This window comes from Dactylosporangium sp. NPDC048998 (assembly GCF_043197855.1).
Lineage (GTDB): Bacteria > Actinomycetota > Actinomycetes > Mycobacteriales > Micromonosporaceae > Dactylosporangium.
In genome coordinates, this window is record NZ_JBICTV010000045.1 from 26,080 (window position 1) to 47,787 (window position 21,708).

The 21,708-nt window shown below is 69.2% G+C and carries 22 protein-coding genes and 1 pseudogene; 14 read left to right on the plus strand and 9 right to left on the minus strand.

What is annotated here, in order from left to right; genetic code table 11:
- From ACGFI8_RS43585 to ACGFI8_RS43635, 11 genes and pseudogenes are all read left to right on the plus strand, one after another.
- Window positions 1-441 (plus strand): annotated as a pseudogene (locus tag ACGFI8_RS43585) (amidase family protein); the annotation flags it as partial.
- Between the two features lie 22 nt (window positions 442-463).
- A complete protein-coding gene (locus ACGFI8_RS43590; protein ID WP_392813852.1) occupies window positions 464-688 on the plus strand; it encodes a hypothetical protein in 225 nt (74 codons plus the stop codon).
- Between the two features lie 173 nt (window positions 689-861).
- Complete coding sequence (locus ACGFI8_RS43595) at window positions 862-1,359, plus strand: TetR family transcriptional regulator C-terminal domain-containing protein (RefSeq protein ID WP_392813854.1); 498 nt, start codon at window positions 862-864, stop codon at window positions 1,357-1,359.
- A gap of 162 nt (window positions 1,360-1,521) precedes the next feature.
- Complete coding sequence (locus tag ACGFI8_RS43600; protein WP_392813857.1) at window positions 1,522-2,940, plus strand: FAD-dependent oxidoreductase; 1,419 nt, start codon at window positions 1,522-1,524, stop codon at window positions 2,938-2,940.
- Between the two features lie 80 nt (window positions 2,941-3,020).
- Window positions 3,021-4,526 carry an MFS transporter gene (locus tag ACGFI8_RS43605; protein WP_392813860.1) on the plus strand — a complete coding sequence of 502 codons (1,506 nt, stop codon included), beginning with the start codon at window positions 3,021-3,023 and terminating at the stop codon, window positions 4,524-4,526.
- 13 nt (window positions 4,527-4,539) lie between these two features.
- A complete protein-coding gene (locus ACGFI8_RS43610) occupies window positions 4,540-5,121 on the plus strand; it encodes a TetR/AcrR family transcriptional regulator (protein ID WP_392813862.1) in 582 nt (193 codons plus the stop codon).
- 94 nt (window positions 5,122-5,215) lie between these two features.
- Window positions 5,216-6,715 carry a CoA-acylating methylmalonate-semialdehyde dehydrogenase gene (locus ACGFI8_RS43615; RefSeq protein WP_392813865.1) on the plus strand — a complete coding sequence of 500 codons (1,500 nt, stop codon included), beginning with the start codon at window positions 5,216-5,218 and terminating at the stop codon, window positions 6,713-6,715.
- A 13-nt stretch (window positions 6,716-6,728) separates the two neighbouring features.
- Complete coding sequence (locus ACGFI8_RS43620; protein ID WP_392813868.1) at window positions 6,729-8,039, plus strand: aspartate aminotransferase family protein; 1,311 nt, start codon at window positions 6,729-6,731, stop codon at window positions 8,037-8,039.
- Window positions 8,040-8,611: 572 nt separating this feature from the next.
- A complete protein-coding gene (locus tag ACGFI8_RS43625) occupies window positions 8,612-8,860 on the plus strand; it encodes a transposase (RefSeq protein WP_392813871.1) in 249 nt (82 codons plus the stop codon).
- Between the two features lie 397 nt (window positions 8,861-9,257).
- Window positions 9,258-9,404: a hypothetical protein gene (locus ACGFI8_RS43630; RefSeq protein WP_392813873.1), complete on the plus strand. Its 147-nt coding sequence runs from the start codon at window positions 9,258-9,260 to the stop codon at window positions 9,402-9,404.
- A gap of 379 nt (window positions 9,405-9,783) precedes the next feature.
- Window positions 9,784-10,680, plus strand: a complete 897-nt coding sequence (locus tag ACGFI8_RS43635; protein ID WP_392813876.1) for a nitroreductase — start codon at window positions 9,784-9,786, stop codon at window positions 10,678-10,680.
- A gap of 640 nt (window positions 10,681-11,320) precedes the next feature.
- Here the strand turns inward: ACGFI8_RS43635 and ACGFI8_RS43640 are convergent.
- The 7 genes from ACGFI8_RS43640 to ACGFI8_RS43670 form a co-directional block, all read right to left on the minus strand.
- Complete coding sequence (locus ACGFI8_RS43640; protein ID WP_392813879.1) at window positions 11,321-12,187, minus strand: hypothetical protein; 867 nt, start codon at window positions 12,185-12,187, stop codon at window positions 11,321-11,323.
- Window positions 12,171-12,695: a SigE family RNA polymerase sigma factor gene (locus tag ACGFI8_RS43645; RefSeq protein ID WP_392813882.1), complete on the minus strand. Its 525-nt coding sequence runs from the start codon at window positions 12,693-12,695 to the stop codon at window positions 12,171-12,173. Before ACGFI8_RS43645 ends, ACGFI8_RS43640 begins: the two co-directional genes overlap by 17 nt.
- Before the next feature lie 133 nt (window positions 12,696-12,828).
- A complete protein-coding gene (locus tag ACGFI8_RS43650; protein WP_392813885.1) occupies window positions 12,829-14,079 on the minus strand; it encodes a hypothetical protein in 1,251 nt (416 codons plus the stop codon).
- 294 nt (window positions 14,080-14,373) lie between these two features.
- Entirely contained in the window at window positions 14,374-14,619 is a 246-nt protein-coding gene (locus ACGFI8_RS43655; protein WP_392813888.1) for a hypothetical protein, read from the minus strand.
- Window positions 14,620-14,830: 211 nt separating this feature from the next.
- Window positions 14,831-15,151, minus strand: a complete 321-nt coding sequence (locus ACGFI8_RS43660) for a helix-turn-helix domain-containing protein (protein ID WP_392813891.1) — start codon at window positions 15,149-15,151, stop codon at window positions 14,831-14,833.
- On the minus strand, window positions 15,148-16,266 hold the full coding sequence (locus ACGFI8_RS43665; protein ID WP_392813894.1) for a tyrosine-type recombinase/integrase: 1,119 nt from the start codon (window positions 16,264-16,266) through the stop codon (window positions 15,148-15,150). The genes ACGFI8_RS43660 and ACGFI8_RS43665 overlap by 4 nt, the downstream gene beginning before the upstream one ends.
- Window positions 16,267-16,429: 163 nt before the next feature.
- Window positions 16,430-16,969 carry a hypothetical protein gene (locus ACGFI8_RS43670; protein ID WP_392813897.1) on the minus strand — a complete coding sequence of 180 codons (540 nt, stop codon included), beginning with the start codon at window positions 16,967-16,969 and terminating at the stop codon, window positions 16,430-16,432.
- Between the two features lie 241 nt (window positions 16,970-17,210).
- On the opposite strand from ACGFI8_RS43670, the gene ACGFI8_RS43675 reads away from it, so the two are divergent.
- On the plus strand, window positions 17,211-17,630 hold the full coding sequence (locus tag ACGFI8_RS43675; RefSeq protein ID WP_392813899.1) for a hypothetical protein: 420 nt from the start codon (window positions 17,211-17,213) through the stop codon (window positions 17,628-17,630).
- Between the two features lie 285 nt (window positions 17,631-17,915).
- Here ACGFI8_RS43675 and ACGFI8_RS43680 read toward each other — a convergent pair whose 3' ends face one another.
- Both ACGFI8_RS43680 and ACGFI8_RS43685 read right to left on the minus strand, forming a co-directional pair.
- On the minus strand, window positions 17,916-18,452 hold the full coding sequence (locus ACGFI8_RS43680) for an alpha/beta hydrolase (RefSeq protein ID WP_392813902.1): 537 nt from the start codon (window positions 18,450-18,452) through the stop codon (window positions 17,916-17,918).
- A gap of 1,075 nt (window positions 18,453-19,527) precedes the next feature.
- Window positions 19,528-20,394 carry an aldo/keto reductase family oxidoreductase gene (locus ACGFI8_RS43685; protein WP_392813905.1) on the minus strand — a complete coding sequence of 289 codons (867 nt, stop codon included), beginning with the start codon at window positions 20,392-20,394 and terminating at the stop codon, window positions 19,528-19,530.
- A 139-nt stretch (window positions 20,395-20,533) separates the two neighbouring features.
- Here ACGFI8_RS43685 and ACGFI8_RS43690 point away from each other — a divergent pair, with 139 nt between their 5' ends.
- Window positions 20,534-20,977, plus strand: a complete 444-nt coding sequence (locus tag ACGFI8_RS43690) for a winged helix-turn-helix transcriptional regulator (protein WP_392813908.1) — start codon at window positions 20,534-20,536, stop codon at window positions 20,975-20,977.
- A 241-nt stretch (window positions 20,978-21,218) separates the two neighbouring features.
- Window positions 21,219-21,476: a hypothetical protein gene (locus ACGFI8_RS43695; protein WP_392813911.1), complete on the plus strand. Its 258-nt coding sequence runs from the start codon at window positions 21,219-21,221 to the stop codon at window positions 21,474-21,476.
- Window positions 21,477-21,708: the final 232 nt, after the last annotated feature.

A 21,708-nucleotide genomic window follows, 5' to 3' on the forward strand; every position in this document is an offset into this window, starting at 1 on the left:
CTGCCCGGCTCGTTCCTCGACGCGGCGCGGCGCCCCTCCGTGGCGGGCAGACGCATCGCCTACTCGGTCGACCTCGGGTACGGCACCATCGACCCGTTCGTGCGCAGCGGTTTCGAGGCGGCCCTGCGAGTGCTCGAGAGCCTGGGAGCGATCGTCGAGCCGGTCGAGCTCCGGCTGCCCGACCCCATCGAGTTCTTCCTCGATTTCTGGGCGCCTCAGTTCACGGGCATGATCGAGTCCGACCCGAACCTGTCCTTCGACGAGAGCTACCCGATCTGCCAGGAGCTGGCCCTCCGGGCCGCAGCGATGTCCTCGACCGATTGGTGGAGGGTGTCGTACCAGACCCGGGCCAAGCGCGCTCACACCGTGGGACGCGTCTTCGAGGAGTACGACCTGCTCGTGACGCCCACCATGCCGCTTCCCCCACCCCGGGTACATCGGCGGCAACACCGAAGTGGCAGGAGTGCCTGTCGCCCACCCGGCCATCGATTTCCACCGGCTGACCGCGCTGTTCAACGACACGGGTCACCCGGCCCTGACGGTGCCGTCCGGGTTCACGACGGATGGGCTGCCTCTCGCGCTGCAGATCGTCGCGACCCACCACGCCGACGCGCTGGTCATCCAGGCCGCGGCCGCCTACGAGTCCGCGACCGACTGGCTCTCGCGCCGGCCCGCACCGGCGGCGTGACCTGACCGCTCTCACACGCTATAGCCTGCAAAGATGCCGAGGACCGGACGAACGTACTCGAGATTGTCAGCCGAGGAACGACGGGAACAGCTCGTCGGCCGCGGCCGCCCGGGCCATCGTCCGGTCCGGCATGCGCGCCCCTCCGTCTGGTCGACGTGGCCTCGGAAGCCGGCGTGTCACAACCCCCCATCAGCAACTCCTTCGCCTCCCGCGACGAGCTGATCGCCAGTGCGTTCGCAGCGGCCGACGTGCGGGCCAAGAAGGCGGTCGTTTCCTACGCCCGCGAGACGTTCGACGGCCGCCGGCGGGTGATCGCCTACGCCCTCGGCTGCCTGGCACCCGATCCGGAGATCAGTCAAAGCTGGGAGCTGTGGCACCAGGTCTGGTCCATCGGCCGCTTCTCGGCCGAGCTCGAGGGCTCGGTCAAGGAGCGGCAGCAGGCCTGGATCGCGCTCATGGCCGATGCCGTCGCCGACGGACAGGCCGACCGGAGCATCAGCGCCTCGCACGATCCGGAGCGCGTGGGTCTGCTGCTCGTCACCATGCTCGACGGACTCACCCCGGCCCTGCGGTATCGGCTGGTCGACCTCGACTCGGCGCGCAGCCTGCTCGTGGAGGCGATCGAGGGCATCCTCGGACCGACGCCCTCGATCTCCGCGCTCAGCAGCTGAGCAGTCTGCAGACTGTCGGACCCGGATCGGATCGTGCGACACATCGTCAGCCGCGACGAGGGGCGCGATATCGCAGAGTAAGGCAGACCAGCGCGATCGGGTGTCGCATCCTGAGGTGGGCGCGATACCCCGATCTCACGTCCCTCGTTTGAAGGACCAGTCGTGCCTGATCGTCCCGAAACCTTCCTGACCTCGTTCCATCCGGCTGCGGCAGCGTGGCCGGTGGGATCCTTCGACGGCTCCGCCTTGATGCCGTTGTGGCTGGACACTCCCGCGCGCCCGGCGCCCCGCGCCAGCGCGACGGGGCACCTGGAAGCCGACCTGCTCGTCGTCGGAGGCGGTTTCACCGGGTTGTGGACCGCCCTGCGCGCGGTGGAGCGTCACCCCGGTCGCTCGGTGGTCCTCATCGAGGCCGACCGCATCGCCGAGCACGCCACCGGACGCAACGGAGGCTTCTGCGAGGCCAGCATCACCCACGGCGAGAGCAACGGGCTCAGCCGGTGGCCCGCCGAGTACAGCCGCCTGCACGAGCTCGGGCTGCGGAACCTCGACGGCATCGAGGAGACCGTCAACCGGTACGGCATCGACTGCGGCTTCGCCCGCGGAGGCAACCTCGCCGTCGCCACCAGGGCGCACGAGGTGGCGAATCTGAAGCCCGAGGAGGCCGGTTTCCTCGACGCGGACGCCGTGCGCGCGGTGGTGAACTCCCCGACCTACCTCGCCGGCCGCTACACGCCCGGCAAGGGCGCGGTCCTCGATCCGGCGCGGCTGGCCTGGGGGCTGGCGGACGCGGCCGAACGTCTGGGCGTCCGGCTGCATGAGCAGACGCGACTGCTCGACCTGAAACGCCGGCACCACGGGATGGAAGCGACGACCGACACCGGCGCCGTCATCCACGCCCGGGAAGTGGTCGTCGCGACGAACGTCTTCCGCAGCCCGTTCGCGCGCGCCCGCTGGTCGATCGTCCCGGTCTACGACTACGTGCTGGCCACGGAGCCCCTCAGCGACGAACAGCTCGCCAGTCTGAACTGGGACCCCTCGATCGGGGTCTCCGACTCCGGCAACCAGTTCCACTACTACCGCGTCACGCCCGACCGGCGCATCCTCTGGGGCGGCTACGACGCCATCTACCACTACGGACGGTCCATCTCGGCCGAGCACGACGACCGTCGCGCGACATTCGAGGTCCTGTCCCAGAACTTCGCCGCCACGTTCCCGCAACTGCGGGGAATTCGCTTCACCCACCGCTGGTCCGGCGTCATCGATACCTCCAGCCGGTTCTGCGCACTGTTCGGCACCACTCACCGCGGCCGGACCGCCTACGCCACGGGATTCACCGGCCTCGGGGTCGGCGCCTCGCGTTTCGCCGCCGACGTGATGCTGGACCTGCTGGCGGGCGAACCGACGGAACGGACGCGGCTGGAGATGGTTCGCCAGAAGCCACTGCCGTTCCCGCCCGAGCCGCTGGCCTGGATCGGCATCCAGCTCACCCGGTGGTCGATGGCCCGCGAGGACGCCACCGGCAAGCGCAACCTCTGGCTGCGCGTCATGGACCGGCTCGGCCTGGGCTTCGATTCCTGAGTACGGGCTCCTCAGGTGGGCGGCCGCTATGCGGCAGATCATCCTGACGAACTTCACCGACCAGTCGGTACAGTTTTGACATGACTTCCTTGACGACACCGGCGCAGCTTTCGCTGTCAGCCCGTCGACGGTGGGCCTCACTCGCCGCGCTGGCCGCGGCCGTGCTGTTGCTCGCCATCGACGGAACGGTGCTCTCGCTGGCCGTGCCGGCGCTGACAGCCAGCCTGGCGCCGAGCGCGGAGGAGATCCTGTGGATCGGCGACGTCTACTCGCTGACGTTGGCCGGCCTGCTGGTGCTGATGGGCAACCTGGCCGACCGGTTCGGGCGTAAGCGGATCCTGCTGGCCGGCTCGGTCGCGTTCGGCGCGGCGTCGTTGCTGGCCGCGTTCGCTCCCAGCGCGCAAGCGCTGATCGGGGCGCGTCTGCTGCTCGGCGTGGCCGGTGCGACGTTGATGCCGTCGACGCTGTCGCTGATTCGCAACATCTTCACCGACAGCGTCGAACGGACGCGGGCGATCGCCATCTGGGCCACCGCCTTCGGGGCAGGATCGGCCATCGGGCCGCTCGTGGGCGGGTTCCTGCTCGAGCGCTTCTGGTGGGGGTCGGTCTTCCTCATCAACGTGCCCGTGGTGGCCCTGGTGGTGATCTCCGGCCTTCTTCTGCTGCCGGAGTCGCGCGATCCGCAACCGGGCCGCTTCGACGTGCTCTCCGCCGTGCTGTCCATGGCGGCGATCGTGCAACTGGTGTACGCGGTCAAGCACGTGGTCGGGTCAGGCCTCGACGCGACGACCGTGGCCGGCGTTGTCGTCGGCGTGGCCGCCGGAGTGCTGTTCGTCCGGCGTCAGCGGCGGCTGGAACAACCCATGCTCGACGTCGAGCTGTTCCGCAGCGCGGCGTTCTCCGGGGCGGTGGCGACCAACGTCATTGCCATCCTCGCGCTGACCGGACTGCTGTTCTTCTTCTCGCAGTACCTGCAGTTCGCCCGCGGGCACAGCCCGCTGCAGGCGGGTCTGGCCGAGCTGCCCGCGACCATCGCCTCGATCGTCGTCGTCGCCATCATCGGGGTGGTCGTGGCCCAGCTCGGCCGGGGCCGGGCCATCGCACTCGGGCTAGCCCTAGCCGCTGCCGGGCTGGTGGCGGTGGCCGGGGCGGCGCACAGGCCGTACCTGTGGCTCGGACTTGCGCTCGTGCCCATCGGTCTCGGCATCGGTCTGGCGATGACGCTGACCGGCGACGCCATCATCTCCGCCGCACCGCCGCGCAAGGCTGGCTCGGTCTCCGCGATCACCGAGACCGCCAACGAACTCGGCGTCGTGCTGGGCATAGCGCTGCTGGGCTCCCTGCTGTCGCTGGTGTACCGGCACAACGTGAGCGTGCCACGCGGGCTGCCGGCCAAGGACGCCGTGCGGGTCCGCGACTCGCTGGGCTCGGCCCTGCGGGTGCTGCCACCGGACGCCGTCGCCGGTGCGCGCGACACGTTCATCACCGGCGTCCAGGTCACTTCGCTGGTCGCGGCAGCGTTGACGCTCATCGCGGCGGTGCTGGCGTGGGCTCTGATCCCGTCGCCGCGCATCCCGCGGCCGTAGGTACGGTGTCATCGTGGGACGCACAGCCGGCCGGACGCCGCAAGACACCCGACGGGCCCTGCTGGACGCGGCCGCGGACGTCGTCCGCGCCCGCGGGATCCACGCCTCCCTGGACGAGATCGCCCGCTTCGCCGGGGTGTCGAAGGGCGGGCTGATCTACCACTTCGCCAGCAAGGACGAGCTGATCCTGGAGCTGGCCCGCGACCAGCTGGCCGCCTTCCAAGCCAGCATCGACGCCGCGCTCGACCCGTCGGACACCGCACCGGGACGGCTGACCCGGGCCTACATCCGGGCGGCGCTGACACCGGCCCAGGACGACGTCACACTGCGCGAATCGCTGGCTCTGGTCGTCCAGCTCATGACGCTGCCCGCGGTCGCCGAGCTTGCCCGGGCCGACGCCGAGCAGATGGACGCGGCCCTCGCCGCCGACGGCTTGCCGCCCGAGCTGCTGGCGCTGGTCGTGGCGGCGGCGGACGGAATGAGCACCGCACCGCTGTGGGGCGCCTCGACCCAGACGCCGGCCCATCGACGGCTGGCCCAGCAGCTGGTCTACCTGACCCGCCACCCACACCTGTGGGAGACGCTCACCCCGTAAGACGTGCACTCGCCGACATAGTGTGCGGTCGCCGGTTCGATGCCGGACACACTGACCATGGTCAGCGCCGTTTGCGCGTACTTACTCTCAGCGCATGTCAGCCACCACCTCCCTTATCGAGCACTGGATCGACGGCGCGCTCACCTCGGGCAACAGCACCCGGCGCGGGGCGGTCCACAACCCGGCCACCGGGCGCACCACAGCGCAGGTATGCCTGGCCGACCAGTCGGACGTCGAGGCCGCGGTCGCCTCGGCCCGCTCCGCGTTCCCCGCCTGGGCGGCGACCTCGCTCAGCGCCCGTACCCGGGTCCTGTTCGCCTTCCGGGAGCTGCTCAACAGCCGCAAGCACGAGCTCGCCGAGATCATCACCCGCGAACACGGCAAAGTCCTGTCCGACGCTCTCGCCGAGGTGTCCCGCGGACAAGAGGTCGTCGAGGTCGCCTGCGGCATCCCGCATCTGCTCAAAGGCGCCCACTCCAGCACCGTGTCCACCGGCATCGACGTGCACAGCCTGCGCCAGCCCGTCGGGGTGGTGGCCGTGATCAGCCCGTTCAACTTCCCCGCCATGGTGCCGATGTGGTTCTTCCCCATCGCCATCGCCGCCGGTAACAGCGTGGTACTCAAGCCGAGCGAGAAGGACCCGTCCGCCGCGGTGTGGATCGCGCAGCTGTGGAAGGAGGCCGGCCTGCCCGACGGCGTGTTCACCGTCCTGCACGGCGACAAGGTCGCAGTCGACGGGCTGCTCGACCACCCCGACATCAGCGCGGTCAGCTTCGTCGGCTCCACCCCCATCGCCCGCTACGTGTACGAGCGGGCCGGGCTCACCGGCAAGCGCGTGCAGGCCCTCGGCGGCGCCAAGAACCACATGGTGGTCATGCCGGACGCCGACCTCGACCTCGCCGCCGACGCCGCGGTCAGCGCCGGCTACGGCTCGGCCGGGGAACGATGCATGGCCGTCAGCGTCATCGTCGCCGTCGGCGACATCGCCGACGACCTGGTCGCCCGCATCGCCAAGCGAACCGCGACGCTGCGCATCGGCGACGGGAGCCGGGAACCCGACATGGGCCCGCTGGTCACCGAGCAGCACCGTGACAAGGTCGCTTCCTTCGTCGCCAACGGCGAGACCGCCGGGGCCACGGTCGTGATCGACGGCCGCACCGTCACCCCCGACGGAGACGCCGACGGCTACTGGCTAGGCCCGACCCTGTTCGACAACGTCGAACCCGGCATGGACATCTACACCGAGGAGATCTTCGGACCGGTGCTGTCGGTCGTCCGCGTGGCGAGCTACGCCGAGGCGCTGCAGCTGGTCAACAGCAATCCCTACGGCAACGGTACGGCCATCTTCACGACCGACGGCGGCACCGCTCGCGGCTTCGAGACCGACGTCCAGGTCGGCATGATCGGCATCAACGTCCCGGTGCCCGTACCGGTGGCCTACTACTCCTTCGGCGGCTGGAAGGACTCGCTGTTCGGCGACAGCCACGCCCACGGCACCGACGGCGTGCAGTTCTACACCCGCGGCAAGGTAGTCACCTCGCGCTGGAACGCGCCGGCAGGCGGCCTCGAACTGTCCTTTCCCAGCAACCGATGACGGCAGGCGCCTGATGCCCTCACGCACGTTCGACCTGGACCGGGCCCATGTGTTCCACTCCTGGTCGGCCCAGGCCAAGATCACCCCGATCGTCCTGACCGACGCCCGCGGATCCCGGGTGTGGGACGAGGACGGCAACGAGTACCTCGACTTCTCCTCGCAACTGGTCTATACGAACCTGGGCCACGCCCACCCCCGCATCGTCCAGGCCATCAAGGACCAGGCCGACCGGTTGTGCACCGTCGCTCCGCAGTACGCCAACGAGCACCGGTCCGAGGCAGCCCGCCTGATCAGCGCACGCGCTCCCGAGGGCATGTCGAAGGTGTTCTTCACCAACGGAGGCGCCGACGCCAACGAGCACGCCATCCGTATGGCCCGCCTGCACACCGGCCGGCCCAAGGTGCTCGCCGCCTACCGCTCCTACCACGGCGGCACCCAGACCGCCATCAACCTGACCGGGGACCCGCGGCGCTGGCCCAGCGACACCGGCAGCGCCGGCGTCGTGCACTTCTTCGGCCCGTTCCTGTACCGCTCCGAATTCCACGCGGTCACGGAGGAAGAGGAGTGCGAACGTGCCCTGGCGCACCTGCGACGCACCCTCGAAGCCGAAGGGCCATCGACGATCGCCGCCATCGTGCTGGAGACCATCCCCGGCACCGCCGGAATCATGATTCCCCCCGCCGGTTACCTCCCCGGCGTCCGCGAGCTGTGCGACCGGTACGGCATCGTGCTTGTCCTCGACGAGGTGATGGCCGGATTCGGCCGCGCCGGCGCATGGTTCGCCCTCGACCACTTCGGCGTCCGACCCGACCTCATCACCTTCGCCAAGGGCGTCAACTCCGGATACGTCCCGCTGGGCGGCGTCATCCTCAGCAACGCCGTCGCCGAGACGTTCGCCCACCAGCCGTACCCAGGCGGACTGACCTACTCCGGACACCCGCTGGCCACCGCGGCGGCAGTCGCCACCCTCGAGGCCATGGCGGCCGAGGGCACCATCGAGAACGCCGCCCGCCTCGGCGAAGACGTCCTCGGACCGGGCCTGCGCCGCATCGCCGAGGACCACCCCAGCGTCGGCGACATCCGCGGCATCGGCGTCTTCTGGGCGGTGGAACTGGTCATCGACCGCAACACCCGGGAACCGATGACCTCACAGGGCACCCTGGACGTCGTGGCTGCCTGTAAGGAACTGGGCATGCTGCCTTTCACGAACGCCAACCGCGTGCACCTGGTGCCCCCGTGCAATCTGTCCGACGCCGACGCGGCCACCGGACTTTCGATCCTGGACAAAGCTCTGTCCGTCAGCGACCGGCTCACCCGCGGCTGACGTCGCGCTGCAGCGACTTCCTCCGGCCGACCACCGCCTCGGGCACTGATCGTGACAGCTCGGCCGGCGAGAACGTCATAGCCGGTCGCGCATTGAAGGGTCGGAGGCGCAAGGCGATCCGCGCGACACCTTCAACCAAGACGAGCCACTGTCGGGCCGCAACGGCGCCGTCTTCGCCACCCCGGAGTACAGCCGCTCCACCGGCGGCGTCCCCAACAACGCGATCGACTCCTCTACCCGACAGGCTCACCGGGTTCCTGGCCATCGTCCGTTACCGCATCCGTTGACGACGTCCGCGCGGCCATGCGCGCTACCCGGGCGAACGCCTGTCGTAGGCAGGACGTCTGCGCCCTAATGAGCCAGGAGGCCACGACGACCGCAGAACGAGTAGCTGTCCAAGCGCTTGAAAGATAGGCTCTCCGTCGATAGACGCCGCTCGAGTCCGACGACGCCCGATCCTGGGCGGGTTGATCAACGAATACTCGCAGGCAACGTAGCCGAATCTGGTTTGCGAGCCCCACACGTCGCCGCCGACCGCGATCTCACAGCCGGCCACTCCGCCATGCGTCACGGTGTACTCCTCGGACGGGAAACGCTCCCGTGGGCACCTGGCCAAGCAGGGACCGCCGCTGCTGCGTTGGGCGTTGTACGAGGCAGCCTGCATGGCCATCCGCACCCGCGCCCAGGATCACGACTTCTACACCAGCGTCAAGGAGCGTATCGACCACAAACGGGCCGCCATCTCCGTCGCCCGCAAGATCGCTCGACGCTCGCATCACATCCTGCGCGAGCTCGGCGACAAAGCCTACGCGGCGGCCTGATACCCGCAAGGCACGGATGCGATGGACACGCCCACCAAACCGATGCGCCGCGGCCGGCTTCCCGCCCGGGTCCTGTCGCCACACCCACCCCAGGGCTGTGGACGAATCCAGCGCGCCGATGAGGGCGATGAGCTCGCCGGCGCTGCCCCCGTTACCCCGGCTGCGCGGCCACCACGCACCGTCGAGCGCGGCCGTAGGGGTCGGGAACGTGGTGCGCGACTCCAGCCGCGCACTGCGGCGCCCGGCGGAGACGGAGTCGTGAACGTCATCGGTCATGCAGATCTTCTCTCCGAGGTGGCGTGCACCGCTCGAACGCCGCCGCGCAATTCGGCCTGTGGTCAGGCCCGCCGGGGGGCATGCTGCAGGGTTGACAACAACACCCCGGACCGGTCCGCTCTTGGCAGACCACCATGAGGCCGCGCACCACGTCGCCGACGCAATAGCCGCGCTCATGACGGGGGGTGGCGTGGTCGGCGTGCTCGAGCAACCCGACGTCATCGCCGAGCCGCAGCAGGTGCCCGGTCGCCGCCGACCGGCGACGTGAGCGCGCGTAGCAACGACGCCGTGAACGTCACCAGGCCGCACCGGGTCGGCGAGTAGGTGCTCAGAAATCCGTAAGAAATCGTCATTCGATACGTCCGTCGGGCCGGGGATCGGCATCAACGGAGTGGTAGCCTTGCCTTCCCGGCATGACCCACCCTTCATGGCGGGTGCGGCGCCGCCGGCTGTCATGGGGCCTGCGGATCGAAAGGCGTAGGCTTCCGTCGCGGCCCGTTCTGATGCGGCCGCGCGTGGCCCGGGCGACTACTCCTTCTCGCCCTCACCCGCCGTTCTGCGGCGCCGGTCCGGAGGTCCGCCCAATGCCGGTCATGCAATTCAACCCCAGGCCAGGTCGTCGGCACGATTCGACGGGCCCGGCCAATGTGAAGTCGGTCGATGCGGTGCCGACCGGTGCGACGATCTACCCGATCGGGGCCCAGGCCGTGGTCCATGCGCTCCTGGCCGCGGCCAACGCGGCCGGGTTCGCGCCCTCCATCCTCGACAGCCAGCCGTGGCGGTGGCGGCTCACAGGCAACACCCTGGCTCTGTACCTCGACCGCGACCGCATTGTCGATGACGTCGACGTCGACGGCCGCCTCGCGATCATCAGTTGCGGGGCGGCCCTCCACCACGCCCGGATCGCGCTGGCGGCGGAGGGCTGGCGGCTCAAGATGAACCGCCGGCCGGACCCCGCGGATCCGGACCGGCTCGCGTCGCTGCGGCTCGAGGAGCGCTCGCTGGCGGGGCCGGCGAATACTCCGCTCATGAGCAGCATCCGCCTGCGCCGCACCGACCGGTCGCCGGTAACCGGCGCGCGGATCGCAGCCGCGCAGCTCAAGGCGGTCACCGCCGCAGTGCGGGCCGAGGAGACGTCGCTGCACGTGCTCTACCCGGACGAGGTCCTCGACCTCGCCCGGGTCGCCTCCGGCGGCCGGCCCGCCTGGTCCGGATCAGGGGACCGGGCGATCGGCGCCGGGCCGGCGGGCCTCGCCGATGACCGGGGCGCGACATTCGCGCTGCTTTACGGCCACACCGACGAGCCGGAGGACTGGCTGCGCGCGGGTGAGGCGCTGTCCGCCGGCTGGCTGACCGCGACCGCCGCCGGCGTCTCGGTCCTGCCTTTGAGCGCGGCTGTCGAGGTGGTCGCCACGCGGCAGGCGGTCCAGATCATGATCGGCTGTGTCGGCTACCCGTATCTGCTGCTGCGCCTCGGCCGCGCCACTATGCCGCCGTCCGGCCCGCGCCGTGCGCCAGCCGCCCAGGTCATCGATCGGCGCTGACGCCGCCCGGGCCGCGGCCCCGGTCGCGGCGAGCTCGTCAAGGACGGCGCCCCGCCGCGGCGCCGGACCGGCAGATCGGCGTGGGATGGTGTTGCTGCTCCAGACCTCGGCGACCAGCGGTACGTCCGTGATGGACAAGCGCCCACCGATCGGAGTCATTGATGCATGCGAAACGGGTCGCCGGCGCGACCGTGCGACGAGCACCACCGCAGCGTCGGCCACGAAGCGCCGACACCCGTACAGGAACACGTAGGCGCGTTGGTCGCTGGCGTCCCATGAGGGTTGCAAGGGTTGGTCGCACGCATTGCACGTCAGCAGCGACGCCAAGCTGAAGGCACCTGTGTCAGCGCCAGCACTCATGGGTTGTTGGGCGTGCGCTGGAAGCCGTCGTACCGGAGCCCTGAACGAGCTGCCGAACGCCGGCAGGAGAAGAGCCTGCTGCCTCACGTCGCCTCCGCAGCGTGTCGTAGCTCTCCCGGACAACCGTCGGCCTTTCGGACGGCAGGTTCTTGGCGGCGACACCGGCCACCTGCTCGGGTCGGTACATGTTCGACAGGCGAGCAGCCAGCGGCGCAGGGTGTGCGCCATGCCCTTCGACCTTGTCCGTGCTCGCCGCCCGCCGGGTGGCGGCTTTCCGCTCTCACGAGGCCGGCGCCGCCGCCAGTGTCACCGCCGCCCCGATGACGGTGTCGGAGGGGTCGGCCAGCGGCCCGGCCGGCCCGAACACCATCGGCGCGGGCATTAGCACCACCAGCTGGTACTGCTCGGGCGCCGCGTTGATCGCCGCCCAGTCGACGCCAGGGCACGCGGTCCATCGGGACCGGCTGATCCGTTCCGCGTGCGGCGCGCCGGGCGCCACCGGCCAGGAGCGTGCCATCGCGCCACCGCCGCTGTCCTGACCCGGTGTGCTCGTTGCGTCCTCGGGCCGGTCCGCGCCGCCGATCCGGTCGACTGTCACGCCGTCGCGCACGATGACCGCCTGAATGCCCAACTGGGCCGGCGAACCGGAGATCCGCACCGCCTGGTCGGCGGATACCAGCACGTCGACGTCCGGCATCGCCGCCGCGCCGCCGCCGCGGTGCACGCCGGCGGCTGCGATTCGGACGTTCGCAGGGCCCTGGGGGACGTACTTCACCGTGAACGGCTGGCCGCACGCAATCCCGGTCAGCCCGGAGGCGTTCCCGCCGTCCGGCGGTCCAGGCGTGCTCGCGGAGCCCGAGTTCGCGGTCGGACCCGGTGCCGCGCCATCGGATGTCACCGGACCGCCCGCCTGCACCGCGTTCGTGCCATCACCCGATCCTCCCGTTCTGCCGATCGCCACGGCGACCGATAGTGCAACTGCGACGATCGCGATCGACGCTCCGCCAATCTCGACCGCCCGCACCCGCCGCTGCCGGCGCACCCGCCGGGTCATCGCGGCCGGGTTCGGTACCCGGTCGACCGGCATATCGGCCGCCTCCTCGAGAATCGCTCGCACGATCTCGCCGTCCTCATCGGTGCCCGCCATCGCTCTCACCGCCTTCCTCCGCCACGCTCAGCAACGCAGCCAGCCGTTTCGCCCCGTCGTGTAAGTGCCGCTTGACCGTCCCCTCGGCGATGACGAGACTGGCCGCGATCTCCGGCACCAGCAGATCGTCGTAGTACCGCAGCACCAAGCACGCGCGCTGTTGCGGCGACAACGCGGCCAGCGCGGCCAGCACGTCCTGCCGCGCGGCGCTCGCCTCGCCGAGACCCTCACCGGCGGTGACCGGCGTCGCCACTCTGTGGCGCAGTCGCAGCCAGCGCACACTGCGGCGCCGCGAATCCAGGACAAGGTTCGCCATGACAGTGCGCAGATACGCCTCCAACGCTTCCGGGTCTCTCCCGCGCCGGTGGCGCGTGAACACCCGGACCAGCGCGTCCTGCAGCAGATCCTCGGCCTCCTGTTCGTTCCCGGTGAGCAGCCGCGCGTGACGCATCAGTGCGACGCCTCGCGTCTGCAACAGCTTGACCAGTGCGTCCTCCCAGTCAGCCACCGGGTCTCCTTGTCTTCACACCCCGTAAGACGAACAGGGCCGACGATTCGTTGGGGGCGGGGGACGGGAAACGGGTCCGCACGCGCAATGCGCGGACGGACCCGTTTCGGCAGACAGTGATCAAGAACAGGAGTCAGACCAGGTGGACCTTAAACGCGTTGTAGATGTCGAGCGCCTCGGTCCAGAAGATTTCGTCGGAGTGCCCGTCGACCGACGCGCTGACGATGCCGCGAACCTCGCGGACGGTGGCGCCGCTGTAGGGGATGGCGAAGACCAGACCGCCGCTGTCGCCCGGACGTACCGCGGTGCTATTGGCCCGCCGCCCGATGACGCCGCGCGCCGCGAACGTGTTGCCGTAGCGTTCGCCCCGGACCATGAAGTTCTGAACATCCTGGTTGACGACCTGGATGCCACAGATCACGCCGGAGGTGTAGCCGTCCTGACAGACCGAGTCGCCGTTGTACGAGTACTTGGTCCCGGACAGCGGCCGCGGGTCGTACGCGGACGGTGCGCCGTCGAACTCGTAGGCGCCAGACGACGTCACCGGGTACTTCGCAGCGTCCCACCCCTCGTTGTAGGCCGAGACGGTGCCCTCGTAGGTTCCGCCACCGTTGTAGATGGTCGCGCCGGTGTGCGCGCAGTGCGAAGCGGTGATGATCGCGTACCCGCCACCGCTGTTGTTCGCCACCGGTATGCCGGTGGTGCAGCCATAACCGCCGGAAGCGATGTAGCCGCCGGCGTAATAGGGAGCGCTGTCGGCGTACCTGGACTGCCCCAGCATGCCCTCGCCCTGCGAGACCACCACCGGAACCCCGGCGATGCTCGCGGGGTCCTTCCCGACGGCTCCGGCAACCGTCGGTGCGGCCGCCGCTGCGGACGCCGGGTTGTCAACGCCGACCTCCAGCCCAGAGCCATCGACCGCGACCGCGATGCTAACGATCTTGTACGGCAGCGAAGCCCTGCTCGCGGCGAGCCGGTCACGCGCGGAGTGCAGCTTGGCCTTCGAGTAGGCGGCCTTCTTGACCCGGATCAGGCCGGTGTCGACGTCCGGATGGTTGCGCTTGGCGTCGGCGATGAGCGCCGCGGCGCCGGCCGGTGAGGTGGCGTAGAGGGTGACGGTGTCGGCGACCGGGTCGATGACCACGTCCCCGTAGTCTGCCGAACGGCTGCCGCGGCCGAGATCGTCGAGCGCCCCGGCCGCCGCGCGCAGCGGGGCGAGGACTGCGGCTTGCTGGTCGTAGGGCAGGGCAGCGAACTGGTCGAACGTCGTCGGTTTGGTGGAGCCGGTGGCGGCGGTGGCGGCGGCGAACGCGCTCGTCGTTGGCAGGAGGGCCAACGCGGTCGACAGGGCGACGGCGCCGACGGCCAACACTCGGATGTGCACTCGGTAACTCCCCTGGTCGGATGGCCGCCGGGCGCGGCTTGTCTGATATGAAGGTGCTTGGCGACACCTGCGGCCATCCTGTCACCGACTTCAATTTTTGTTGGCCCACCTCGCATCCACGCGCAATCCACCTCTAAATCGCCGAAGTCAATACGAATTGGAACAGGTCCAACAAAATTCGCGACGCCTTGGCGACCGGCCGTGAAAGTGGGAAGGCAGACGCGCCGACCCTCGCCTACTGGGTCGACCCGTAATTCGTCAGCGATCGCTGATTGGTGGCGCGGCCACCGAGGTCTACGAGCTCGCGGCCGCGCCCGGCACACGCAGTTCGGCGTAGGGCAGCGGCTCCAGGACGAGCTCTCCCCCCGCCGCGCGGAGCAGGCTGCGCGCGTGCCCGACCGCCTCGGTGTCGAGCGGCCCGGCCGGTGTTGCCGCGCCGAGGATGGTGACCAGCACGCCGCCGTCCTCGGGTACGGCCCGGACCATCAGGCGGGGGCTGACCCGGGCCAGGGCGACGAGCATGCCGTGGACGGCCTCCACCAGCGCCTCCCGCGCCGCCCCGCTCAGCCGCGCACCGTCCGCGACACGGACGGCGGCGTCGTGAGTTCGACGACCACACCGGTCCGCTGCGCCAGCGACGGGCGGCGTCCGCGAGCAGTTGGTCCTGGTGGTAGACGCGGAAGGTTGTGTCGGCGGTCTCGACGGTCGGCCCGGCCACACCCCGGGCAGGCCGGATCACACCGGTCGGTGCTCATGCGCCCCTCGGCCGGCGGATCTGGGTGCGCTGCACCGGCGGTGGCGCGCCGGCTCCGGCCGCGGGCTTCGCCACGGTCGCGTTGGTGACCTCGATGGCGATGAGGTCGTTCGGGGTGCAGTCGAGGATGTCGCACAGCGCGGCCAGCGTGTCCATCGACAGCCGCTGCGGCGGCTGGGTGACGAGGCGGTAGACCTGCTCCCGGGACAGGTCGACGCCCCGCTCGGCCAGCAGCGGCACCAGGTCCGAGGTGTTGAACATGTCGCGCGTGGCCATGAGCTGGCGCAGGTTCCAGCGCACACCCATTTTCTTGATCATCGCTCGGACTCCCAGAGGTCGCCGTGGCGCTGCGCGAGCGACCGCGTCAGCAGCTGGTTGCGGTAGGCGTCGGAGACGCCTGTGTAGATCGCGGTGGTCGAGGCGTAGGCGTGGCCGACTTGATCGGACACAAACCGTTCCGGATAGTCGAACTCGACCAGGTGCGTCACATAGGAGTGCCGCAGGCAGTGCAGGTCCAGCTCGTCCGGCAAACCTGCGGTATCCCGCGCCGTGCAAAAGGCCCGATTGATGATGCCCTTGCTGACCCGCCCCCGGCGTTCAGTGACGAACAGTGCCGGGTGGGCACCCGGCCCGAACCGGGGCCGGACCTCCGTGATCCAGTGCTCGAGCACCGGGACCACCCAGTCCATCTCCGGCACCGTCAGCACGGTCCGCCGCTTCGGCGGGCCGCCGTTGCTGGACTTGCCGTACCGCACGAACACGCCACCGATCCGGCCGTAGGCCGGCACCTTCGGGTTGCGCCGCAGATCGGCGAGATCCAGGCCGGCACACTCCGCACGCCGGAGCCCAAACGCGTAGATCGCCTTCAGGAGCACAGCGTCGCGCTGCGCCACAAGCGCGCCCTTTCGGCCTCGTACGCGAACATCCTCGGCCAACCCGTCAGCGGCATCGAACAGCGCCTGCACCTCGTCGTAGGTCAGCGGCCGACGATGCGGCCGGCCCTCGAACGTGCTGACGTGGACGATGCTGTTGTCCTCGTGCAGGATCTGCGCCGGCACCTCACCGAAGCGGTCCAGACACACCTGCGGCCAGCCGTACCGGGCGTCGGTCACGTAGGCCATGAACAACCGCAGCACGGTCTGATAGGCGCGCGCCGTGGACACCACGATCGGCCGCTCGCCACCGCGCAGCGAGTCGAAGAACGCCTCGACCTCCGTCGGGGTCCATTGCCACGGGTACTGGTTGGAGAACGCCGCGAACCGTCGGACCAGACCCAGTCGCGGTCCGATCGTACGGGTCTTTAGGAACCGGGTGCGCTGCTGCGCCGCCCAGCCCTCCAGCATCGCGTCAAACGCCGCACGTTGCGGCTCGAGGTACCGCACGCCGTCGACCAGGACCAGGCCGGCTGTCCTGTCTCGGTGATCATGAGGCATGCGCGGAACGCAGAGCTGCCGTGCCTCAGGCAGGTGAGACGCACCGGAGGTCGGGCTGTCTCATTGATCTTGGGGTGATCCACCGAGAGGCGGATGGGGCCGCGCTCATCGCGGCATGTGCGCGCAGCTGATCAAGTGATCCTGACGAGCGCCCGCGGCCCCGTCATCCCGTCGGGTGGTGCCCGAAGGCGGCCATCGACGCGCCAGTCGCCTTCTCGTACAGCACCACGTCGCTGAGGCCTACCCGTCGCCCGTCGGCGAGGCTCCGACACGACGGCCACATAATCGATCGCAGTCCCGGATGCTCGACGGCGCGGAGCGATGCACTCGATTCCAGCTCCACCCCGTTGTCGTCGCACCAGGCGACGACAGTGGCCCAGAACTGGTCCACTGATTCCCAGCCGTCCACCGTCCGAGGCCCTCGCAACGGCAACAGTTCCTCTGTGGTGAGCAGGCCATCCGTTCCGTGCGACGCCGCGTTCTGAAGATCCTCGAGAAACTCCAGCGCGACACGCGACATGTCGCCCTCCTCGACAAGCAAGTCCTCGACCACGACAAGGGTCGCCGCGATCCGCTGGCTACTGCGACGTACCACCTCCATGACAACGTCGTGCACGGGGATTTCACCGCCTGCGGTCGGCAGCCCGGCGGCGGCCATGAGCCGCTTGACGGGAGTCGGCGGTTGCCGCTTGAAGAGTCCCACTGCACCACCTCGATCATGGCGGCGTCCGAGCGGCCGCCCTACGGTCGCATGATCATGCCAGCAAGGTCCGTCCGTGCCAATCAGCTTCCATCTCCCAGGCAACGCCGGTCGGCCGCGGGCGCTGAACGCCACCCGAGCGGATTGCGGCTACTTGCGCCACTTGACCTTGGTGGCTGGCGAGGGAAATACCCGTCGCGCGCGTCAAGCTGCCATGGCTGCGCCGATTAGACAAGATTCCTGCATGGGTGATGGCGACGACTCGCTGCTTGCTGCCTTGATTGGTGAGGAGCTGGCGTCCGTGATCTTCATCAGGGACTACGTTGAACTTGACTTTGACGGACCTCGGCTCTCCGTGTACGTCTGGCCCCGCGTGGCCGTTGGCACAGACATCCGTCGCATCAGTGATCCGGGATACCGCGATGCGTTGTGCGCACTGATCGGGCACACGGTCACATCCTCCACGGAGAGCGGCGAAGTTGGCCTTGTCATCGACTTCGGCCCGGGGTCAGTCGAGATCAAGCCTCGGCCCAGCGAGGTAGAGCGCCCGGAGATTGCCATGCTTCGCGGATTCGCTGATGGGCCGGAGTGGATGGTGTGGCGCCCAGGAGAGGGGCCATTCGGAGCTCAAGACTGCCCCAGCGCCGCTGCGGAGCGCCATTGACTCCGCTTCAGGACTTGAGCGCCCTGGCCCGGGTCACCATTCCGACGGCCGGTACGGAGCATGACGAAGGTGTGTGAGACGGCGCGCACGATCGGCGGCGTGTGCGCGCAGCTGATCAAGAACGTCGCCACCGATGTCGAGCCACTGGCTCGGGCGCACCAAGACGGCTCGGATCTCATGCATTGCGCGAGCCGATGCACCATGTCGACAATCCCACCGAACCGCCATGCCGCAAACTGTCGATGCTCACGGAATTCGCCGGGTCAGCTCATCGCTCACCGGTGCTCAGTCGATGAGCTTGTCGAGCAACTCGAACGTGTCGTATGGCTGGTCGTAGTCGCCGAAATGCCCGTCGTCACGGACGATTTGCGTGCCGCCCAACCGCTCGAACATGGTACGTCCCTGCTTGTCGTCGCAGCCGTACGGGTCCGCCCGCGAATTGATGAAGTACAGGTCCCGAACATGGGCCTTGATCGCCGCCCAGTCGTACTGCTCCTGCAGGACGGGCTCGTCGGAGGCGTTCGGCTGCGTGCAGTAGCCGGCGACGAGGATGGCCTGCGGCACCGTCACGTTGATGTGCTCAAGGAGCGCGAGGAGCAGCGCGGCACCGCCCGAGTGCCCAACAAGCACGGTGTGCTCATCGAAGCGGTGGTTGGCCAGCACCTTCGGCAGGAAGGTCGCGATCGGCTCCACGTTGATGTCCGGATAGTGCGGGATCTGCACCGCGTACCCGCGTTCGGTCAGTCGCCGGCCCAACCAGGGAAGCCAGACGACGTCCGGGTTCCCGCCCGTGCCGTGGAAAATGATCGCGTTTCGTGGCAAGGTTGTCCTCCCCGTAGTGCCTGCTCGCTTTGTGCCCGGCTCCAGGCCGCAGGCTCGTGCCGCTCCCTGTGTCGTGTATAGCGCCGTCGTGGCCCAGGTTCGCGGGACCCATGACAGCGCCACGCTGATCCGTTAATGCCGAAGCGCCGTACTCGAGCGTAAGGAGCGCGCTGTCGGCGGCATGAGCGGATGCCATGATCGTCGCGGGACACCGCGATCCCACGCGCACTTGGCGAACTCGGGGGCCACTCGGTCGCGGGCGGTCTCGGTTACCACGGCAAGTCCTGAGGAGCAGGCATGTACATCCCGAGCCGTCGGAACCGGCGTGCGCTGCGCGGCCGGCTGCTGGTCGGTGCCGTCTGCTGCACGGCGGCCGCGCTTGGCTTTGGATGGGTTGCCGTCGACGAGGCGCGGGGAGGTACGGTCGATGCCGAGGTGGTCGGCATCCAAGACATCTCCTCGGGTCGGCGGGTTTACGACGTCCGGTTCGACGTGGCTGGGCGGATCTGCTCGGCCCAGGTGGACTCCGGCTCCAACCCGCTGCCGCGTGACGTGCACATCGGTGGGATCTCGAGGCTGCGGTACTCGGCGTCAAGTCCGTGCACCAAGGTGCGTGAGACCACCAGCCCTGGGCCTGGACCGCTCCCGATCGTCATCGCGGTTGTAGCGATTGGGTTGTGGGCGGGGGTGTGGCGGCTCCGGCCGGGCCCGAACACGCCGATGTCAAACCACGGCCCCGCGTCTGGACCGGGCGGGGCACGGTAGCAACCACATACTCCCAGGTCTAGGACTCGGTGTGACGGCGGCATCCACGGCGCCAGGTCGGCTCGCCGAGCGGCGGCGTGAACCTCCGAAGACCGACTCCGCGAGTGGACGGCCGGCGAGCGCGCGCATCGCGGCAGTGCGTTTCCTCGGGGCCGGGTAGGTCGGCGAGGATGCCGCCCGAGGTCGCCTTCGACGTCCTCGGGCGGCGGGTAACCTATGCCGTCCTCATCTGACCGGGCCGGGGCGTCGGGTGGACCTGATGTCCGGTGAGTCGGTCGAACATGGCAAGCCCAGGCCGGCGGATGTTGCGTTAGCGGCCGATCTTGTCCAGCTCGGCATGGTCGTCGTCGGAGAGCGAAAGTCCCGCGCCGGCGACGTTCTCGCGCAGGTGTGTCGTGGACGAGGTGCCGGGGATCAGCAGGATGTTCGGTGAACGCTGCAGCAGCCAGGCCAGGGCGACAGACATCGGTGTTGCCTCCAGCCGGGCGGCTACTGTCGAGAGTGCCGAGGACTGCAGCGGGTTGAAGCCGCCGAGCGGGAAGAACGGCACGTAGGCGATGCCCTGGTCGGCGAGCGCGTCGATCAGTTCGTCGTCCTGGCGGTGCGCGAGGTTGTACATGTTCTGCACGCACACGATCGGGGCGATCGTGTGCGCCTCGGCGACCTGTTCCGGCGTCGCGTTGCTCAGTCCGAGGTGCCGGATCAGGCCCTGCTGCTGGAGTTCGACGAGCGTCTCGAGCGCCTCGGCGACCGAACCGGGCTGGGGTCCCTCAGCATTGCCGAGCCGGAGGTTGACCAGGTCGAGCACGTCGAGACCGAGGTTCTCGAGGTTGTCGTGCACAGAGCGGCGCAGGCTTTCCGGGTCACGGGCAGGGGGCCAGCCGCCCTGCTGGTCGCGGTTCGCGCCGACCTTGGTCACGATGTGCAGCGACTCGGGGTACGGGTGCAGCGCCTCCCGGATCAGCTGGTTGGTGACATGCGGCCCGTAGGCGTCGGCGGTGTCGATGTGGGTGATGCCGAGCTCGACGGCCTCGCGGAGGACGGCGAGTGCGCCGTCGTGGTCGGCCGGCGGTCCCATGACCCAGGGGCCGGCGAGCTGCATCGCGCCGTAGCCGAACCGGGTGACGGTCAGGTCTCCCAGTGTCCAGGTGCCGCCGGGAAGGGAAGTGGAGGCCATGCTCATACCTCTGGCTTTCGTGTCGCTGAGCGGTTCTGGTGCATCACGGATGACTGCTCCACTATCAGGGGGTAACTTTCTCGCGGGAAGTAGGCACCTAGAGGTTCGTAACGCACCCAGCGGTGGAAGGAGCGGTTCAATGACAACGACGACAGCGGCGCAGAAGAGCGCGCAGGCCAAGGTGGAGTACGACGCTTTCCTGGCGCAATGTCCCAGTCGCAAGTTGCTCGACCAAATCGCGGACAAGTGGGTCACGTTGGTTCTGGCCGCGCTACGCAGCGACGGCTCGCATCAGTTCGGCGCCGACTGCGCCGGTGAACCCCGGTCGATGCGGTACTCGGAGCTGTCGCGCCTGCTGGCCGGCGTCAGCCAGAAGATGCTGACTCAGACGCTGCGCTCCCTGGAACGCGACGGTCTGATCACCCGCACTGTGGTGCCGACCGTCCCCGTCACGGTCACCTACGAGCTGACCGACCTCGGCCTCTCCCTGCACCAGATGATGCGCGGCTTGAAGGCCTGGGCCGAAATGCACATGGACGATGTGCTCGCCAACCGCGCGACGTACGACAACCACGTCGCCTGACTCCCGTAGACACGACGTCACCCCAGCCCCGCTGCCTCCATCGAGCGCACTGACATCGGCACAACTGCGCACCGGCGGCGCCGAGCTGTCGCCACAGAGCGTGCCGGTCTTCAGGTCGGCCGCCGCGCGAGACTCGCGGCAGATCACGACACCTCCAGAGTGACGTTTCGTCCGGAGCTGCCTTGGCGGTGTCGCCGATCGCTAGACGAGCGCCGTATTCGCCGGCGGCCGGCACCTGACGATGGTCGTGTCGCTGCACCATGTCGACGGCTCCGGCGTGGGAACCCCGGTGCAGGTGACCGTTTACCGGGGCGCACCGGTCCGCCTCGACGGTGACCATGTCCACATCAACGCAGTGGACTCCCCGGCTGACAGGCGCAACGACGCCCGCGAAACCGCCCGAGCCATGATGTACCTCGGCACGCTCTTGGGCGGTGGGAACCTGGTCATCGCGCTGGCCGCCCGCTTGTCGAACCGCCGCCAGCCCAAGGTTGGCTGAACCGGCGAGCGGCGGCGCGGGTCTGCTCCGGATTCGAACCGGCCTCACGAGATCTTGCCCCGCAAGATCCGCGTCGAGTGCGTTCGCCTGCGCCGCGCCTCGTTGTGCGTCGCGGTGCACGCTTGAGGGGGGTCGCCGAGTCCCGCTCAACGCATGTCTGTCGTGCCGATCACCAGGACGGGGTTTAGGAACTCCCGGGAACCTATGGGCGACGTTCAGGCGCTGTAGCGCA

Excerpts from the sequence above, each read along its gene's own strand:
- ACGFI8_RS43640 (WP_392813879.1), bottom strand. The coding sequence starts at position 12,187 with ATGGCGGGCACCGATGAGGACGGCGAGATCGTGCGAGCGATTCTCGAG.
- ACGFI8_RS43665 (WP_392813894.1), bottom strand. The coding sequence starts at position 16,266 with ATGCCTCATGATCACCGAGACAGGACAGCCGGCCTGGTCCTGGTCGAC.
- ACGFI8_RS43675 (WP_392813899.1), top strand. The coding sequence starts at position 17,211 with ATGGGTGATGGCGACGACTCGCTGCTTGCTGCCTTGATTGGTGAGGAG.
- ACGFI8_RS43620 (WP_392813868.1), top strand. The coding sequence starts at position 6,729 with ATGCCCTCACGCACGTTCGACCTGGACCGGGCCCATGTGTTCCACTCC.
- ACGFI8_RS43660 (WP_392813891.1), bottom strand. The coding sequence starts at position 15,151 with ATGATCAAGAAAATGGGTGTGCGCTGGAACCTGCGCCAGCTCATGGCC.
- ACGFI8_RS43605 (WP_392813860.1), top strand. The coding sequence starts at position 3,021 with ATGACTTCCTTGACGACACCGGCGCAGCTTTCGCTGTCAGCCCGTCGA.
- ACGFI8_RS43690 (WP_392813908.1), top strand. The coding sequence starts at position 20,534 with ATGACAACGACGACAGCGGCGCAGAAGAGCGCGCAGGCCAAGGTGGAG.
- ACGFI8_RS43615 (WP_392813865.1), top strand. The coding sequence starts at position 5,216 with ATGTCAGCCACCACCTCCCTTATCGAGCACTGGATCGACGGCGCGCTC.
- ACGFI8_RS43685 (WP_392813905.1), bottom strand. The coding sequence starts at position 20,394 with ATGGCCTCCACTTCCCTTCCCGGCGGCACCTGGACACTGGGAGACCTG.
- ACGFI8_RS43695 (WP_392813911.1), top strand. The coding sequence starts at position 21,219 with ATGGTCGTGTCGCTGCACCATGTCGACGGCTCCGGCGTGGGAACCCCG.